This window comes from Streptomyces sp. NPDC093109 (assembly GCF_040701725.1).
Lineage (GTDB): Bacteria > Actinomycetota > Actinomycetes > Streptomycetales > Streptomycetaceae > Streptomyces.
In genome coordinates this window covers 41,006-57,406 of sequence record NZ_JBFBEZ010000007.1, presented here as the reverse complement: position 1 = coordinate 57,406, position 16,401 = coordinate 41,006, and the positions used below count along the sequence as shown (strand labels likewise).

The window sequence follows — 16,401 nt, the reverse complement described above, 5'->3', positions numbered from 1 at the left end:
CTGACCTGCACGTTAACCGACGTACTGGGAGACCTCCGGGATCCTGACGGCCCGGCGTGTCACCGCTTCACGACTGTCGGGACGGATTCGGGACGCAGGTCACGCGGCGGGACCGAGGTCCGCGTCATGACCGGTCGAATTCGCGTTCGGGTCCGGCGGTGACTGCTCGGGCGACAGGAACTCCTCCTCGGTGTATCCCTCTGGCCGGGCGATGAGGAACCGGAGAAGCGCGACGTCCGTTCGCCGGTCTTCCGGGTACCGCTCGTGCAGGTTCTCCGTCCGCAGGATCTCGTAGTCGTTGGCGGCGCAGTGCTCGCGGATCCACTTCGCCGCGGCTTCGGCGGCCTGCTCCCGGCTCTCGCAGACGGTCCGGATCCGGCCGAGGGGATCACTGTCCCGCCGGATCTCCGCGTTGGCGTTCCAGACGCCTCCGGCGCTGTGGGATCCACGGACGTGGAGTACGGCGACCCCGTGGTGGAAGGCGCCGTCGGGTATGCCCAGCGGGTGGTGGACATCGAAGGGTACGTCGCGCGGGACCACGGCCAGGGTGGACTCGGCTTCCGTGCGCATCAACTCGGGCAGGACGCTCGTATACGTGTCCGAGGTGATCTGGCGCGAGGAGTGCCCCAGGCGTTCCTGGACGACTTTGATGTCGTTCTTCGCGAGCAGTGACAGGGTCGCGGAGATGTGGCGCAGGTCGTGGAGGCGGACCGGGGGCAGGCCGGAGAGTTTCACCAGCCGTTTGAAGCGTCTGCTGACCCAGTCGGGGTGGCACTGCTCCCCGTTCTCCCGGGTGAAGGCCCGGCCGGACTCGACCCATGCCTCCTCGCCGGACCACTTCTCGCGTTCCCGCTCCTGCTGGATCCGCCACGCGGCCAGGGCCCTGCCCGTCTCCTCGTTCAGGGTGTTGGTGCGCACACTGTCGGCCTTGGGGGTTTCCCCGTACAGCCGGTAGGCGACTTCTACGATCTGTGCGGAGATCCGGAGCCAGAGCGCGGTGACGCTGATCTCCGTCCATGGCAGCGCGCACATCTCGCCGCGCCGGGGGCCGTTGAAGATGAAGGTGTGCCACATCGCGTACAGCCGGTCGTTCCGGGTGTGGTCGAGGAAGGCTCCGGTCTGCTCGGGTGTCCAGACCATGACCGGTCCGGGTTTCTTGCCGGTGCGCTTCCACTCCTCGACCCGTTCCGGTGTCCAGACGAGGGGTTTGGGACGCCTGACCGCCGGAAGCTCAACGAACCGGGCCCAGTTCGTCGGGTACTCGCCCCGCTTGATGCCGCCGGTCAGGAAGGAGCCGAGAGTGGCGTTGACGCGGTGCATCGTCGCGGCGCTGGTGATCTTCCGCCTGCCCCTGCTGCCCGTGCGCAGGGCGGCGTTGGCGTCCAGCCAGGCCCGGCGCGTGACACGGCGTTCCTCCTTCTTGCCGGCGGCTCGTACCCAGGAGGTGTGGGCGGCGTCGCGTACCTCCTGCAGTTCGACCACCTTGGCGTGGTGGATGAGCCGTTCGGCGTTCTCCCTTTCGATCGCGTCGTACATGGCCTCGAGGTGGCGCAACTTGAGGTCGCGCCGCTTGATATGGCCGAGGTGGGGCTCGAGGTAGAGGGCGATGTGTTCCTGGTACCCGTGCCGGGTCGTACGGGCCAGCGCCTTCTTGCGCTTCAGCCAGTGCCGCAGGTCCTCTCCTACGGTGGCGTTGCTGAGTACGTCGGTTCCGCCGATGATCTCGCGGTAGACCTTGTCGGCCGCGGCTTTGGCGTTGTCCTTCGTCGTGTGGCCGCCGCGCCGGATTTGTCGACGACTGCAGTCCGGCAGGCGCATTGCCGCTGAAGCTGGGATCGAACACGAGTGTCTCCTTCGTGGGCTTGGCCCACGGACCGGCGGTGCCGGTCCGTGTCGAAGTGCACAAGGCATACAAGTTGATCAAGGTGGGGGCATTCCCTGTGCGGACACTCACTCTGGGCAGCACGGTGAGAGTCCCTACCGCCGCGCTGTGGCGAGTGCTGGGGGTGACGCCGCCGGTGCGGTGATCTCTGTAGCCCGTGGCGCACTGATCAGCCTGGACGGCGGTCCGGCGGTTTTGGCCGTGGCCTAGGATCGGTCGGCTACGGGGGCGCAAGAGAGAAGAACGGACGGGACCGCATGCCACGGCTCTTCGGGTTCGACGACCAGTCACGTCGTCGGCTGCGTGACGACGAAGTGGACCGCCTTCGGCTGATGGCCGGCCGGGCCCTGGCGGGGCAGTCCAACGCGGACATCGCGGGGTGGGCGAACGGTGAGGGGTACCGGGGCACGCTCGGTGGCGAGTGGAAGGACGCATCCGTCGGCCGGCTCTTCCGCAATCCGGCGATCGCCGGACTCGTCTACGACGAGAAGGGTGAGCTCGTCGACGCCGGGCATCCCGGCATCATCGAACGCGAGGAGTTCGAAGCCCTTCGGGAGCGTGAGCAGAGCCGGAAGACGGCCGACGCGGACCCGCCCTACGACTACCTTCTGGTGGCGGGCGCGAGCACGTGCGGCAAGTGCTCACAGGCGCTGCAAGGGGCTCGTACCGACGCGGGGACCCCCGGCTACCGCTGCCGTCCGAAGGACAAGAACGGCCGGGGCGGCTGCGGCGAGGTCCGCATGGACGCCGAACTCCTGGAGAACCACGTGGGCGAGTACGTGGTGGCCGAACTCCTCAAGCCGGGCATCAGGGACCAGATCCTCAAGGCCCAAGCCACCGTGAAGGCCCAGGTCAAGGAGCTGACGGCGATTATCGCCGACCTGGAGGAGCGCCGGACGGACGCGGCGAGCCTCTACGCCAACCGCCGGATCAGCAGTGACGCGTTCGCGACCGCCGACCGTGAGATCACGGCCAACATCAAGGACACCCGCTCGCGCCTACGATACGCGGAGCAGATGACGAACTTCTCTCTGGGAAGCGCCAAGAACCTGGTCCGATGGTGGAACACCGCGCCGCAGGCATCGAAGAGGGCTCTCGCGGTGCTGCTTCTGGAGAAGGTGGAGGTGTTCCCCGCGAGCGCGCGTGGTGTGCGCACCGTGGAGCCGGGCCGGGTGGTCCTGCGCTGGCGCAAGAGGCTCGCGGTGTCAGACGGGAGCTGAGGCGCTCGTCTTGTGGGCCGCGACCCGCTTGCCGACCATCGCCATGGTCAGCCCCGTGATGAGTGCGATCACGGCGAGCCCGGCCAGCAGGGGCGAGGCGATCTCTTCGTAGTGCAGGGGCCAGGGGTGTCCCAGGTAGTGGGTGACCAGGTACGACCCCTTGCTGGCCGCGTAGGCGACGCCGAGCGACCGGCTCGCCTACCCGCAGGGGTACGGCGTCGAGCGGTACGCCAAGGAGCAGGACCCGCCGGCCGATGATGCCCTGATCCGGGCCGCCTGCAAGGATGTCCGCGAAGCCCTGAAGGAACGTACCGTCGCGTTGGAAGCGGAGGCCGACGAGCTTCGCTCCGTCGAAGCCGAGCGACTGGACCGGCTGTTCTTCGTCGCCTACCGAAAGGCCGTACGGGATGGCGAACTCCCCGCCATCGACCGTGCGCTGAGGATCATGGAGCGTCGAGCCCGTCTCCTCGGCCTTGACCGGCCCGCGAAGACTGAGATCACCGGTGCTGCCGGTGGCCCCCTCCAGGTGGAGGCGGTCGACCTTGCCGAGCTGGAGGCGTTGATCGCCGTCACGGAGGGAGCCGCCCGTGGCAGCGTCGGCGAGTGATCGCGAACGCGCGGTGCTGGCCCGGTACCGCACGCTCAGCGGGGAGCAGCGCCGGCAGCTCGCGGCCCGAGCGAGTGCCCGGATGCGTGCTCAACTTCTCGGCGTCGAGCGGCATATCGCCATGGACCGCTCACCCGGCGCGTTGGCCGCGGTGCTCACCGAGCGCCGGGAGATGCAGGCCCGCCACCTGAACCTGATCGACACGGCCTGGATCGACATGGCCGAAGGACGGCAGGACCGCGTCATGTTGACGATGCCCCCGAGGCACGGAAAATCCCGGCGGGCCTCGTGCTGGGCGCCGCTCTGGTACCTGCGGAAGTATCCAGACCGGCGCATCATGATCGCCTCCTACAGCGCAGACCTCGCCGACGACCACGGCCGCTGGATCCGCGACGCCATCGACTCCTGGGGCGATCAGCTCGGCGTCCACCTCAGCCCGGGCAGCAAGGCGGCCAACCGGTTCGACATCGCGGGGCACGAGGGTGGGCTCCTCGCCGCGGGCATCGGCGGTGGCCTCACGGGGCGCGGTGCCACGATCGCGCTGGTCGACGACCCGGTGAAGGACATGACCGATGCCGGCTCTCCGACGATGCGCAAGAGGGCCTGGGACTGGTGGCAGTCCGTCCTCCAGACCCGTATGGAACCGGACGGTGCCATCTGCGTCATCCAGACCCGGTGGCACGAGGACGACCTTGCCGGACGGATCATCGCCGACGCCGAGGCGAACGAGTCTGGTCCGCTCTCTACCAGCCGAAGCCCCGCCCGCCGGAGGGAGGGGTGTGGGCTCGCGCCTGGATCGACGAGAACCGTACGAGCGTCGTCACGTTCGGCGGACTCGACATGGCCCGCATCGTCGTCGCCGTAGACCCCGCCGGCGGCGAATCCGCCGTGGGCGACGAGACCGGCATCATCGGCGCCGCCCGCGGCTATGACGGACACCTGTACGTCCTCGACGACCGCTCAGGCAGCATGGGCGCGAACGACTGGGGCTTGGCGGCCTGCCGCCTCGCCCTGGAGCTGCGCGCCGACGCGATCGTGGTGGAGAAGAACTACGGCGGAGACATGGCGCGCCAGATCGTCCGCCAGGCGTGGGAGCAGCTCCAGCGCCAGGGCGTCACCAAGGGTCTCCTCATGCCCATGGTCCTGGAGGTCACCGCCAAGGTCGGCAAGAGGCTCCGCGCCGAGCCGATGGCGCAGCTGTACGAGCAGGACCTCGTCCACCATGTTGGCCAGTACCCCGTGCTGGAGGACCAGATGGTCACCTGGGTAGCGGGCATGGACTCACCGGACCGTATGGACGCCTGCGTTCACGGTCTCACCGAACTCGCGGACCCGGATCAGCTCGACACCGGCGTCTACCCCGTTAACGACAGGAGGCTCGACGGACGACGTTGATCGCAAGCAGCGGCACCCGGACGGTGTGGCGCTCCGCAGGCTGTCGGATTGCGTGGTGATGCGCTGGGGCCCTATCGCGCGCTTGGCCGGCAGCCGGTTGCGGTGGACTGGTCGTGAAGGTAGCGGGACTGCTCCAGAGCGGTGAGGGTGGTATCGATGGCCTCGCAGATGTCGCGGATCGCGCGGGCCGGGTCGGGCAGGTCTACGTTTCTCAGCTGGACGGAGCTGCCCGTGCTGATCGCCAGGGTCCGTCCGTCCGGGCTGAACGCCAGTGCTGCGGGTGAGCGGGTCGGCAGGGTGATTCTCGGGCGGCTGGTGGCGAGGTCCCACAGCTGGATTCCTCTTACGCTGCTCGCCGCCAGGGTGTGTCCGTCGGGGCTGAAGGCCAGCGACGCGACTTCAGCGCTGACACTGAAGCCGCCCTGGAGCTGACCGGTGCGCACGTTCCATGTCTTTACGACTCCGTTTCTGCTGCTCACGGTCGCCAGGGTGTGCCCGTCCTGGCTGAACGCGAGGGACAGCGGGCTCCGGGTGTTCGGGTTGATGGTGCGCTGTGTGCGGCCTGTCGCGGCGTCGAGCAGGGTGATCTGTTCGCCGTCGGCCTCGATGTCCACGACGGCGAGTGCGCGGCTGTCCGGGGTGAACGCGATGGTCCTTACGGATTGGCCGTGGCCAGTGTGGGTGGTGTGCAGCGCGCCGGTGGAGAGGTGCCAGATCTGTACCGATCCCTTCATGCCGACAATGGCGAGCCGTGTTCCGTCGGGACTGAAGACCGCCGTGTCGACGGAGTCGAGGGCACGGCTTCGGCGCAATCGGCCCGTGGTGATATCCCGGACCTCGATCACCCCGTCCTTGACGACCCGGGCAGCCATGGCGCGCCCGGTCGGGCTGAACCCCACAGCCCCAAAGCGGGTCACCGGGAAGGGCGGCTGCTCCTCCCGGGGTGCCTGGTGGGAGTCGAGCGTCAGTGTGGCTTCGCCATCACCGGTCCTGACGTCCCAGAGCTGTGCCGACCCACGGCCGGGCGGTCCTTGGCGAACCGTGGCCATCGTGCGGCCGTCCGGACTGAACGCCATGTCGGCGACAATAGTGCCGGTTTGGCCCGGCGGAGTGGTCTGCGGGTCATCGGCGGACAGGTCGAGGACGCGGATGGTGGCGTCCAGGTTGCTGCTGGTAACGAGGGTGCGGCCATCCGCGCGGAAGGCCACTTTCATGATCCCCCGTCCGTGGTGGCCGGCGGTCACGGTGGCCCGTGCCGTGCCGGTGGCGGTGTCCCACAGTCGTACGGTGTCCCCAGGGCCCGTGACGGCGAGGGTCCGGCTGTCCGGGGCGAAGGTCACCTCGTTCATTCCGACGGGACCGTCCCTGATGGTGCGTCGGACCATGCCGGTGGCGACCTCCCGCAGTTGCACCAGACCGTCGGTGCGGTTCACCACGTAGGTCCGGCCGTCGGGGCTCAAGGCCACTGTCCTGCACTCGATTTCGCGGTCGTGAGCGGTCCGGGTGCGGCCGGTGGCCATGTCCCATACCCGTACCTGTCCGCCGAGGCCCACTGCGGCGACAGTACGTCCGGCAGGGCCGAAGGCGACCGCCTGCGGGTCGGGGTGGCTGGTGAAGCTGTGCAGGTTGCGACCGGTGGTCACGTCCCACACCCGTACAGTCGCGACGGAGGCGGCGGCTACGGTACGACCGTCCGGGCTGAAGGCCAGGTCGCGTACCGAACCGTCGGGGACGGTGAAGCTTCTGAGCTTTCTGCCGGTGACCGGATCCCACAGGGCTACTGCCCAGTCGGTGTCACCGAGGGTGGCTACAGCCAGGGTGCGTCCGTCGGGGCTGAACGCCGCGGCATGGCTGCTGCTGCCGGCGGTGGACGTGTGTCGGAGCCGGCCTCCGGGCAGATCCCAGATCCGTACCTGGCCGTCTCCGCTGTGGGTGGCAAGGGTGTGCCCGTCCGGGCTGAGGGCGATGGAATCCACGGGTTTGGTGCCGTTGATCAGGCTTTTGCGCAGCGGTAGCGCCGCGGCGGCATACAGGGCGGCGGTGGCTTCGTGGGTCGGGCTCGTTCGGTAGGCGTGGACAGCGAGCAGTGAGGCGAGATCGGGCTCGGAGTCCAGCAGGGCGCCGGACTGGGCGGCCAGTTGCCGGGACTGGGCCAGGTGCTGGGCGGTGACCGCGCTCCGCCACTGCCCCACGGCCAGGCCGGCGGCGATGAGGGCGAGACACAGGGCGGTGGTGACCGCGGTGAGCACCAGCCGGGATCGGCGACGGCCTTTCTGCTCGTGGTCGCGGCTGGCGTCGAGGAAAGCGTGCTCCCTGTCGGTCAGGTCCTCGCGCGGTGCGCCGCCGAAGTGTTCCTGGGCGGCGGCGAGCCGGCTTCCCCGGTACAAAGCTTCCTTTTCGTGTCCCAGTTCCTGCCAGGCGTGGGCGGCTTCTGTCAGATTCCGGTGCACACGCAGGCGTTCACGGTCTTCTTCTGTCCACCCGCGCAGCCGGGGCCAGGCCGTGAGCAGCGCCTCGTGGGCCATCTCGACGGTGTCGCCGTCCAGGGCGAGGAGCCGTGCCCCGGCGAGTGCCTCCATCACCTGGACGGTGTCATCCCTGCCGGTACCGGGTAGTTCCGCGCGCTTGACGGGACGGCGGGTGTCGGGGGTGCCGTCACCGGGGGCGACCAGGCGGAGCAATACCCGGCGGGCAGCCGCCGCCTGGTCCTCGCTGAATCGGCCGTAGACCTCCTCGGCGGTCTTGGCGATCGCGCCGTCCAGGCATCCGGCGGCCTCGTACCCCGCCAGGGTCAGCGTCTTGCCGCGGCGGCGGCGCCAGGTCTCCAGCAGCGCGTGGGACAGCAGCGGCAGCCCGCCAGGCGCGTCGGCGACTTCCTTGACCAGCCGGGTGGTGAGGGCGCGTTCCACGGTCAGTCCGGCGGCCGTGGCCGGTTTGACGACGGCGTCGCGCAGTTCCGCCCGGCTCATCGCGCCGGCCAGCAGGTTGGCATCGCGCAGTGCGTCGGCCAGGTCGGGGTGTTCGGCGCAGCGGCCGTAGAAGTCGCCGCGCACCGCCAGCAGCACCCGCAGGCGGCTCTCGGGCCGCCGGGCTGTCAGCAGCAGGTCGATGAAGCGAGCGCGCTCGGCCGCGTCGTGGCAGAGGGTGAAGACCTCCTCGAACTGGTCGATGATCACGAAGGTGTCCGCTCCGGTGCTGCCGTCGCGGGGAATCGCGGGCGTGAGGAGGGACGCGTGGCTGCGGGCGGGGCGTTCGCCCGGTGTCAGGATCCGGATCGCGGCCGGGCGCAGGTCCGGCTCCTGAGCGCCGCGGAGTACGGGTATCAGGCCGGCCCGCAGCAGGGAGGACTTGCCGCTGCCGGAGGGGCCGAAGACCGCGGCGAACCGCCGACGGCGCAGCAGATCGACCAGGTCGGCGGTGAGTTGTTCCCGTCCGAAGAACAGGCCGCTGTCCCCGGTCTCGAACCGTGTCAGCCCCCTGTACGGCGTGAGTGATCCGCCGTCGTCCCGAGCGCTGTTGCCGACGGACTCCTCCATCGCCTCCGTCCAACGGGCCTGCCATTCCGCCAGGTCTCCACCGCACGCTCCCGCATAGGCCAGGGCCACCGGCAGGGTCGGCAACTGCTCGCCCGCCGCGGCCTGCGACAGCGTGGTCACCGAGTAGCCCGCCCGCTGGGCCAGCGACCGGTAGGTGATTCCGTCCGCCTCCGCCCGCAGCTTGCGCAAGTCGAACGCGAACCGCTGCACCGGACCCGCTGTGGGATCCACCGGCACCTCACGACGCCCCGCCACACCTTCACCCCCTCCGGCCGCCCTGCGTCTCAGCGGGCAGCCAATCCACACATATCTATGACACGCGAAGGGGCGCGGCCCGTTTCATTGTTCGGCCGCCGGGACGGTGGTGCCGAACAATGCTCCGGCCGCTGAAATCGGTGATGTGAGCGGCGCGGGGAACCGCCGCGCCCCTACGGCCCCACTTGCGTCTCGCCGGATCGAAGGCTTGGCGATCTCCCCGGCGATCTTGCCGCCCATTGCGGATCGCGCCGGTGTGCCCCTCACGGCAAGCCCGACGAACACCTCACCGAAGAGGACTCTGGGGCACCGACAGAACTCGCTGATCAGGGCGTACGTGGATGCCGCTGGAGATCGTTTCCCACGCTGTGTCACCGGTTTTCCCACGACCCAGGCCAGAGACCTCGTGCAGGAGTGACGACGGATCGGCGATGCGCTTCCCTCGCCGCCGCAGAGTCTCCGCGACCAGGGTTGTGGGAAACGATCACGGAGAAACCGACGAAACGGGTCTCCACCGGCGACGGAAGTCATGGTGGGGCCCGTTTCTCGTTGTAGTGATGGGCTGCGGCCCGGACGGTGACGCGGCAGGGCCCCGGCGGTGAGGTATCTCACGGTCGGGGCCCTGCTCTTGGTGCTGCTGGTTGTCTTCCGGGGTGGTGCTGGGGTGGTGGTCGGATCAGGCGGTTGCCGCCAGATGACCAGTTGGTGTCCAGGTCCCGGGCTCCTTGGTTTTCCGCCTGTGGTGGGTGCGGCGGCGAGGGCGCTCGCCGCCGAGGGCGAGTGTCTCAAGCCATCTTTTGATCTTGCGGCGGTTGGCGTGAGCGAGTTGGAAGGCCAGCAGGATCGTCTGGGCGGCGATGCCGCGGATGCGGCGGGAGCCCGCCGCCTCGATGCCCTCGGCCAGAGGGTTCTTGGCGTAGCCGTTGTAGCCCTCGACGCTGTTGCGCAGCCGGAAGTAGACCTTCTGCCATTCCGGGCCGCCGTACTCCAGAGCCTGCCACTGTTTGGCGCCGGCTTCCGGGCTCACGGTGATGGCGTTCTGGCGGCAGACCTTGACCGGGCCGGTTGGGCTGGGCTCCGGGTCGATGAGGGGGAGGTGGATGCAGCGGCCCAGGGTGTGGGGCTTGATGAGGCACTGGGCCTTGCCCGCTTCGGCGGGGCACATCATCCGCTGGTAGCCGTCGGTGTCGGGGTTCTGTTTCGGCATGAGGCGGTAGCCGCGGCGGGTGGCGATCAGCCGGACCCACGTTTACCGGTCGATGCGTTCGGCGTACAGGTCGATGGTGGCGTTGATCAGGGGTTTGGCATGGACGGGGATCTGCCACTCCGTGGGCTCCGACCTGGCGGCGGTGAGAGCCGCACTGGTCGGACATCTCCTTGGGCGCCCCGGCGATGTCGAGTCGGGGCTTGGGCGAGGGTTCCCTGCCTTGGTGGCTGGTTTGGCGGAGTGGAAACAGAAATGCAGGAACGCGTGCACACAGTCGCTCGTTGGTCCGTGTGCCCATGGTGAAGTGACGGAGTCTGCCGCAGCTGACAGGTATCTAGCGGCGTCCGGTCACCTGCGCGGGGGCCCGCTCGCGGACGGGGGAGGTGTGCTGTGGTCGTTGTGCGGCCCGATGGTCATGATGCCTTCCTCTGTTATGCGTGGGAGGACAAGGCTCAGGCGGACGCCCTGCGCGCTGCGTTGACCGGGTTCGGCCTGAGGGTCTTCCAGGACCACGACGGCATGCGGGACTACGACTGCATTCCCGACCGCATCGATGCCGCGCTCCGTGGGAGCCATGTCCTTCTGGCCCTCTACTCGCCCGCCTTTCTGGCCAGCGAGTACTGTCGGCAGGAGCTGCACTTCGCGCTCCTGAGCTCTTATCACCTGCACCGCAGCCGGGCCCGGGTCCTCGCCCTCAGCCAGCACCTCGACATCGAGGAGGTCAGGCCGGAAAGGCTGAAGCACTGGCGACTACCGGCGCTCGACCAGTCGTTCGACCGCTTGGCGGCGTCCGTCACGGCTCAGGTGCGCCGACTCGGCGAGCAGGACCGGCGTCGACTCGGTGACGCGCCGAATCCGCCGCCACCGAAGTGGTACTCGGAGCCGATGCCGGACGTCCTGGAAACCTACGGCCGGGAACTGGACCTGTGGAGGCTCCACGACGCCTTCTTCCCCGACGACGCTCCCCATCACGGCGGCCAGGTGGTGGCAGTCACCGGCGTTGGTGGTCAGGGCAAGACGCAACTCGTGCGGCACTACGCCCGGACCTTCGCCGCCGATTTCCCGGCGGGGGTGTTCTCGCTGCGCGGCTCCGAGGGCCACGGGACGGACGGGGGCGGTGACATGGCAGTGCGGCGGGTGGTGGAGTCCCACCTGGCACGTATCGCCGAGGAACTGCCTGCAGGTGACAGTCGGCCGCGCTCTGGTCCCTTCGAGGACATCGCTCGCTGGGTGCGCCGCCAACTGGCCGATCTGGGACCGTACCTGTGGATCGTGGACGACGTACCGGAGGGCGTCAGCCGCCCCGAGTTCAACTCGCTGCTGGCTCCGACGAGCAATGGCCGTACTCTCCTGACGGCCGGGTACGACCTGGGCGGCTGGGTCCACCCCGACCGCCGGCTGGTGCTCCCGCCCCTGGAGCGTGGCGCCTCCGTGGCCCTGCTGACGAGCCAGTGGCCGGACGGCAGACCCAGGCCGGTGACACGCCGTCTGGAAGATCTGCGGGGCGAACGCGATCAGTACGCCGCCGTTCGCCGGATTGTGGACGCGCTCGGCGCGCACCCGCTGGCCCTCGCTCTCGCGGCCGGCCTGAGCGGCTCACCGGAGGCTACCGGGATCGCCGACTTCACAGCCCTGGAGAAGCTGCTCACCGACCCCGACCGTGACGCGCTGGCCCTTGCCGAGCAGCTACGCCCCAAACTGCCCACCGATCACATCACAGGGGTCGCCGCCACCCTGTCGCGTAGCATCACCGCCCTCCCGGAGGAAGGCCTCGACGTACTGCTGCTGTCCAGTGTGCTCGGCGCGGCGCCGCTTCCCGCGGCGCTGGTCTCCCTCGTTCTTGCCGAGGCCGATGGACTGTCCCGTGCGGAGGCGGACGACAGGGCTCGGAAAGGCCTCCGCCAGACCGAAGCGGGCTACCTCAGCCGACGGCACGGTACGGCGACCAGTGATCTCGGCGCCGCGGCGGGGCTGTCGTGGAGTGTCCACCCCCTGGTCAACCAAGCTGTCCGCCGGTCGGAACGCTCACCACACCGCCGTCAGGAATTGCGACTGGCCGCCGTCGCCGCCTTTACCCGCGAGATGGACGACGCCCGCGACAGCCAGCGGTATCCGCTCCTGTCCGGCCATCTGTCCCATATCGAGCGACTGGCCGCCGACATGCTGGACATCGACGAGTGGCACCTCCTCAACGAGGCCGGACGGCTGCACGCCGAACTCGGCGACAGCCGGGCTGCACTGGACCTGTACGGAAGGCTCCACGCACTGTGCCGGTCCCGGCTGGGGGACGATCACCTCACCACGCTCGCCTTCCAGCTCGGTCTGGGAGTCGCCCATGGTCTGCACGGAGACCATGGAACGGCCCGGACTCTGCTGGATACGACGCACACAGCGCTCTGCCGACGGCTCGGTGCACAGCACCCCGACACCCTCACCGCGTGGAACGATCTCGCCGTGGTCTGCGGCGCCGCGGGTGACCACGAACACGCCAGGGGCACCTTCCGGTCGGTGCACGAGATCCGCGTCCGGCTGCTCGGACTGCAGCATCCCGACACTCTGGACGCCCTCACCAACTACGCCATCCACGTGGGCCGGTGCGGGGACCACGCCGAGGCGCACGAGCTCAAGACCGGCCTGTACCGGACGTTCCGCTCCCTGTACGGCGAGGACCATGCCCGTACCCTCGACGCGCTGAACAACCTGGCGGCCACGACACTGCGGCTGTCGGACCCCGCCGGTGCCCGGCGGATGCTGCGCACGGTGCACGAAACGCGGCGGCGTCTGCTCGGGCCGCTTCCGCACACCGCGGACGCGGCGGAGAACCTGGCCGGCGTCGTGGAGGACCCGGACGAGGCCGCCGATCTCCTCACCGAGGCCTACCGCATCCGGTTGCACACCCAGGGACCGCCGCATCCCTCGACCCTGCGCACCCTGCACCACCTCCTTGCCGCGCTGCTCGAACGGGACGGCGAGCAGGCCCCTCCCCTCCAGCACGGCCACCCCGGGACCGTGTCAACGAGGTTTGCGACGACCGACGTGGCCGAGACCCTCCCGGCCGGTCTGACGCCGGGACAGATCCGCCTCGACGACGAGCGCATGGACGAACGGATCGCGGTGCTGGAGGCGGCGATCCGCGTCTACGACGCCCGGCTGGCAGCCCTCGGCCCGGACGACGTCGCGACGATGACCGCCGTCGGTCACCTGGCGCACGCACACGCGGCGCTGGACCAGTTCGACGGCCAGTACGAGGAGGCCTGGGTACTCATCGACGACGCCACCACCGGCTTGGAACTGACCCTGGGCACGGGCGATGCCGCCACGGTCGCGGCCGACGGGGTACGCATCTGGATAGCCGGTCTCGGCTCCGGCTGGGACGCGACCGAGGTGGACAGCCGGTGAATGCGTACGACGTCTTTCTCTCCTTCGGCGGTCATGACAGGGCCAAGGCCGAGCGGATCACCCAGGCACTGCGCGACAGAAAACTGACCGTCTTCCTCGACGAGAGCATCCGCACCGGTGAGGGCGTCACCGAGACTATCGAGCGGGCGCTGGCCTCGTCACGGACGCTGCTCGTGTACTACTCGGCGGGTTACCCGAGCCGGTACGCCTGCCAGTTCGAGCTGACGGCGGCGCTCCTGGCCGGGCAGCGGGAGGGCGACCCCACCGGCCGTATCGTCGTGATCAACCCGGAGCCGGGCGAGGAGCACCTGTTCCCCGTGGAACTGGCGGACGCCTCGTTCGCCCGTGCCCCCAGGTACGGCGACAAGGCCGGCCTCGACGACCTGGAAGCCGCGATTCGACGGCGTCTCGGCTCGGTGCCGGGCACCATCGGCGAGCCCCGGTTCACCGAGCGGCCACGCTGGATCGCCGATCGCGTGGCCGGCGCGCACGGCTTCGTCGGCCGGTACCGCGAACAGTGGCAACTGCACTCGCAGCTCCGTCAGGGTGCCTACCCGATGGTCAGGCAGGTGATGGCAGGCCCGGTGGTGGCGCTGCTCGGCGTGGCCGGCGTCGGCAAGTCCGCTCTCGCCGCCGCCTACGCCTGGCAGTTCGGCGCGGCGTATCCGGGCGGAGTCCACTGGCTGGACCTGAGCGGCGCGACGGCGTCCGACGTAGCGGCCCGATACGCCCACGAGTTGCGCCGGGTCGCCCGCACCCTTCGTCTCGGTCCCGCTGTCGGCCGGGCCGACGCGGCGGAGCTGAGCGCCGCCGTGTCCGATCACCTCTTCACCGCTGCCCGACCTGCCCTGTGGGTGGTCGACGACCTGCCGCCCGACCTGGACCCCAGCGAGGTCCAACGTCTGCTCCTGCCCGCCGGTCCGCTCATGCACACCATCCTGATCAGCCGTCGCGGCCCCTTCGCCGAGTTGATGCCCGTTGTGGAACTGGGCTCGATGAGCGCCGAGGACGCCCAAATTCTTCTGCGCGAACACTGCCCGGTGGACAGCGAGGACGAACGGCAGGCCCTCGGTGCCTTGGCCGAGCGGCTCGGCGGCCACCCCCTGAGCCTGCAACTGGCCGGGCGTCAGCTGCGGGATCGTCAGGGGCTGTGCTCCGTCAGCGACCATGTCCGCCGGCTCATCAAGGATCCGGTGGTCCTCGACCCCGCCATCGGTCTGGTTCGTACGAGTCTCAACCCGCTCACCGCGCAACAGCGGCTGATTCTCCAGCTCGCCACGATGGGTGCGGGCGCCCCTCTGCCCGCCGGGTTCATCGCCGATGTGGTGACTGCGCTGCAACCCCGCGAGGGTGACCTGGGCGACGCGCTGGCCGGCCTGCACGAGCTCATGCTGGCGACCCGGATCGAGGACCGTTGGGAGGTCCACGCCATTGTCCGCGAAGCCGCGCAGCGCTATCTGGCCCCTGTCGTCCCCGAAGCCGAACTCGCCCGGCTCGTCGCGGAGAGGTTGCTGGAGCAGAGGGGAGAACAGGGCACGGAGTCCGACCGGCTCATGCCGTTCGCTGCCGCACTCGCCCGCCATTCCCTCGTCCCCCCGGATGCCTGTCACGCGCTGCACCGCATGCTGAGCGTTTTCCACCAGGACCGTGGCGAGCCGGTCGAAGCCGCCCGGTACTGGGACCGGGCTCTCGCGTCCGGCGTCCCGGCAGTACCCGATCTGCTGCGGAGCGCCCGAGCCCACCTGGACGCGGGCCACTACGAGCAGGCCGAGGAGTACGCCTCGCGCGCGTGGGAAGCCACAGCGCCCCACGATCCGGGCGGGCTGTCCGCCGTCGGCTTGTTGGCTCAGGCCCTCGACGCGCTCGGCCGTCCCGAGGCGGCGGACGCCCACTGGGCGACCGTGAGGGCCACCTTTCCGTCATCGGCCGTCACCGGGCACGGCGGCGCGGACACTCCGGGGAACGATCCGGGCCTCGACCAGGCCCGGATCGAGCTGCGGCTGGGCTATCTGAAAAGCCGCCGGCTCCGCGGCGACATGCACGCGGCTCTGGCCCACGCCGACGCACTCGTGAACCTCCTCGCCCACGAGCCGCCCGAACGCGCGGGGCACCACCTGCAGGCCGCACGGATCGAACTGGCCATTCTCCAGCTCTCCACGAACGCCCAGCGCGAGGCGCGGCTGACGGCCGAGTCCGTCCAACGCTGGTACCACGACCACGGATTGCCCGATCACATGAACGCCGTGACGGCACAAACCGTCCTCGCGCAAGCCTGGCTGACCCTGCATCTGCTGGAACTCCGCCCGGACCCGGCGAACTGGCGGGAGGCCGCCGAGACTCTCGGGCAGCAGCGAGAGCAGCTGCGCCGGAGCCACGGGCCGATGAACGACCGGACGTTGAGCACCGATGTGGAGTACGGCAATGCCCTCCTGTGCCTCGGCCGTCCTACGGCGGCCCGGGAACACCTCACGGAGACGATCTCGCGGCTTGACCGGCGGCACGGCGCGCGGCACCCGATGACGCTGCGCGCCCGGCTGCTGCTGGCCCGCTCACACGCACAACTGCGTAAGTACGACACGGCGAAGGAGCTGAGTGAGCAGGCCTATACGGGGTTGCTGGCCACGCTTGGCCCCTGTCACCCCGACACCCTCCACGCCCAGTACGACCTTGGCGTGGCGTTGGTACTCACCGGATCACATCGCTCGGGCCTTGGCATGCTGTCGGCCGTGCGTCGTACCGCGCCGTCGGCCATGGGCCGCAAGAACGACCTGTACGCACAGAGCGTGGCGGCGACGGCCCTGGGCGTCCTGCCGGGTGCCGTGTGGCGGTTGGTCGACCGCCTGACCAATGACCGACCCCATACCGACGAAACCCCATAAACACCGCGTGGCAGGGTAGAC

At 69.5% G+C, this 16,401-nt stretch carries 9 protein-coding genes; 6 read left to right on the top strand and 3 right to left on the bottom strand.

Translation table 11 applies throughout. The features are described from left to right. Positions 1-99 precede the first annotated feature (99 nt). Positions 100-1,818: a site-specific integrase gene (locus AB0389_RS09645; RefSeq protein WP_366394777.1), complete on the bottom strand. Its 1,719-nt coding sequence runs from the start codon at positions 1,816-1,818 to the stop codon at positions 100-102. A gap of 321 nt (positions 1,819-2,139) precedes the next feature. On the opposite strand from AB0389_RS09645, the gene AB0389_RS09640 reads away from it, so the two are divergent. The 4 genes from AB0389_RS09640 (at position 2,140) to AB0389_RS09625 (ending at position 5,104) form a co-directional block, all read left to right on the top strand. Beyond that, positions 2,140-3,102 (top strand): recombinase family protein, encoded by a 963-nt coding sequence (locus AB0389_RS09640; protein ID WP_366394776.1) that lies wholly within the window; start codon positions 2,140-2,142, stop codon positions 3,100-3,102. 319 nt (positions 3,103-3,421) lie between these two features. Then, the gene (locus tag AB0389_RS09635; RefSeq protein ID WP_366394775.1) at positions 3,422-3,709 is read left to right on the top strand and encodes a hypothetical protein; all 288 of its coding nucleotides are present in this window, start codon (positions 3,422-3,424) and stop codon (positions 3,707-3,709) included. Then, positions 3,690-4,574 carry a terminase family protein gene (locus tag AB0389_RS09630; protein ID WP_366394774.1) on the top strand — a complete coding sequence of 295 codons (885 nt, stop codon included), beginning with the start codon at positions 3,690-3,692 and terminating at the stop codon, positions 4,572-4,574. The genes AB0389_RS09635 and AB0389_RS09630 overlap by 20 nt, the downstream gene beginning before the upstream one ends. After that, positions 4,550-5,104, top strand: coding sequence for a hypothetical protein (locus tag AB0389_RS09625; RefSeq protein WP_366394773.1), 555 nt, complete (start codon positions 4,550-4,552; stop codon positions 5,102-5,104). Before AB0389_RS09630 ends, AB0389_RS09625 begins: the two co-directional genes overlap by 25 nt. Before the next feature lie 71 nt (positions 5,105-5,175). On the opposite strand, the gene AB0389_RS09620 is transcribed toward AB0389_RS09625, so the two are convergent. Together AB0389_RS09620 and AB0389_RS09615 are read right to left on the bottom strand one after the other, a co-directional pair. Then, positions 5,176-8,871, bottom strand: coding sequence for a helix-turn-helix domain-containing protein (locus AB0389_RS09620; RefSeq protein ID WP_366394772.1), 3,696 nt, complete (start codon positions 8,869-8,871; stop codon positions 5,176-5,178). Between the two features lie 700 nt (positions 8,872-9,571). Next, positions 9,572-10,102: a hypothetical protein gene (locus tag AB0389_RS09615; RefSeq protein WP_366394771.1), complete on the bottom strand. Its 531-nt coding sequence runs from the start codon at positions 10,100-10,102 to the stop codon at positions 9,572-9,574. A 390-nt stretch (positions 10,103-10,492) separates the two neighbouring features. Between AB0389_RS09615 and AB0389_RS09610 the strand changes: the two genes are divergently transcribed. After that, complete coding sequence (locus AB0389_RS09610; protein WP_366394770.1) at positions 10,493-13,501, top strand: toll/interleukin-1 receptor domain-containing protein; 3,009 nt, start codon at positions 10,493-10,495, stop codon at positions 13,499-13,501. Beyond that, positions 13,498-16,380, top strand: coding sequence for a TIR domain-containing protein (locus AB0389_RS09605; protein ID WP_366394769.1), 2,883 nt, complete (start codon positions 13,498-13,500; stop codon positions 16,378-16,380). Before AB0389_RS09610 ends, AB0389_RS09605 begins: the two co-directional genes overlap by 4 nt. Positions 16,381-16,401: the final 21 nt, after the last annotated feature.

What these genes read in the sequence shown, in the direction of transcription:
- AB0389_RS09645 (WP_366394777.1), bottom strand. Translation starts at nt 1,818, where the DNA reads ATGCGCCTGCCGGACTGCAGTCGTCGACAAATCCGGCGCGGCGGCCAC.
- AB0389_RS09640 (WP_366394776.1), top strand. Translation starts at nt 2,140, where the DNA reads ATGCCACGGCTCTTCGGGTTCGACGACCAGTCACGTCGTCGGCTGCGT.
- AB0389_RS09625 (WP_366394773.1), top strand. Translation starts at nt 4,550, where the DNA reads ATGGCCCGCATCGTCGTCGCCGTAGACCCCGCCGGCGGCGAATCCGCC.
- AB0389_RS09615 (WP_366394771.1), bottom strand. Translation starts at nt 10,102, where the DNA reads ATGCCGAAACAGAACCCCGACACCGACGGCTACCAGCGGATGATGTGC.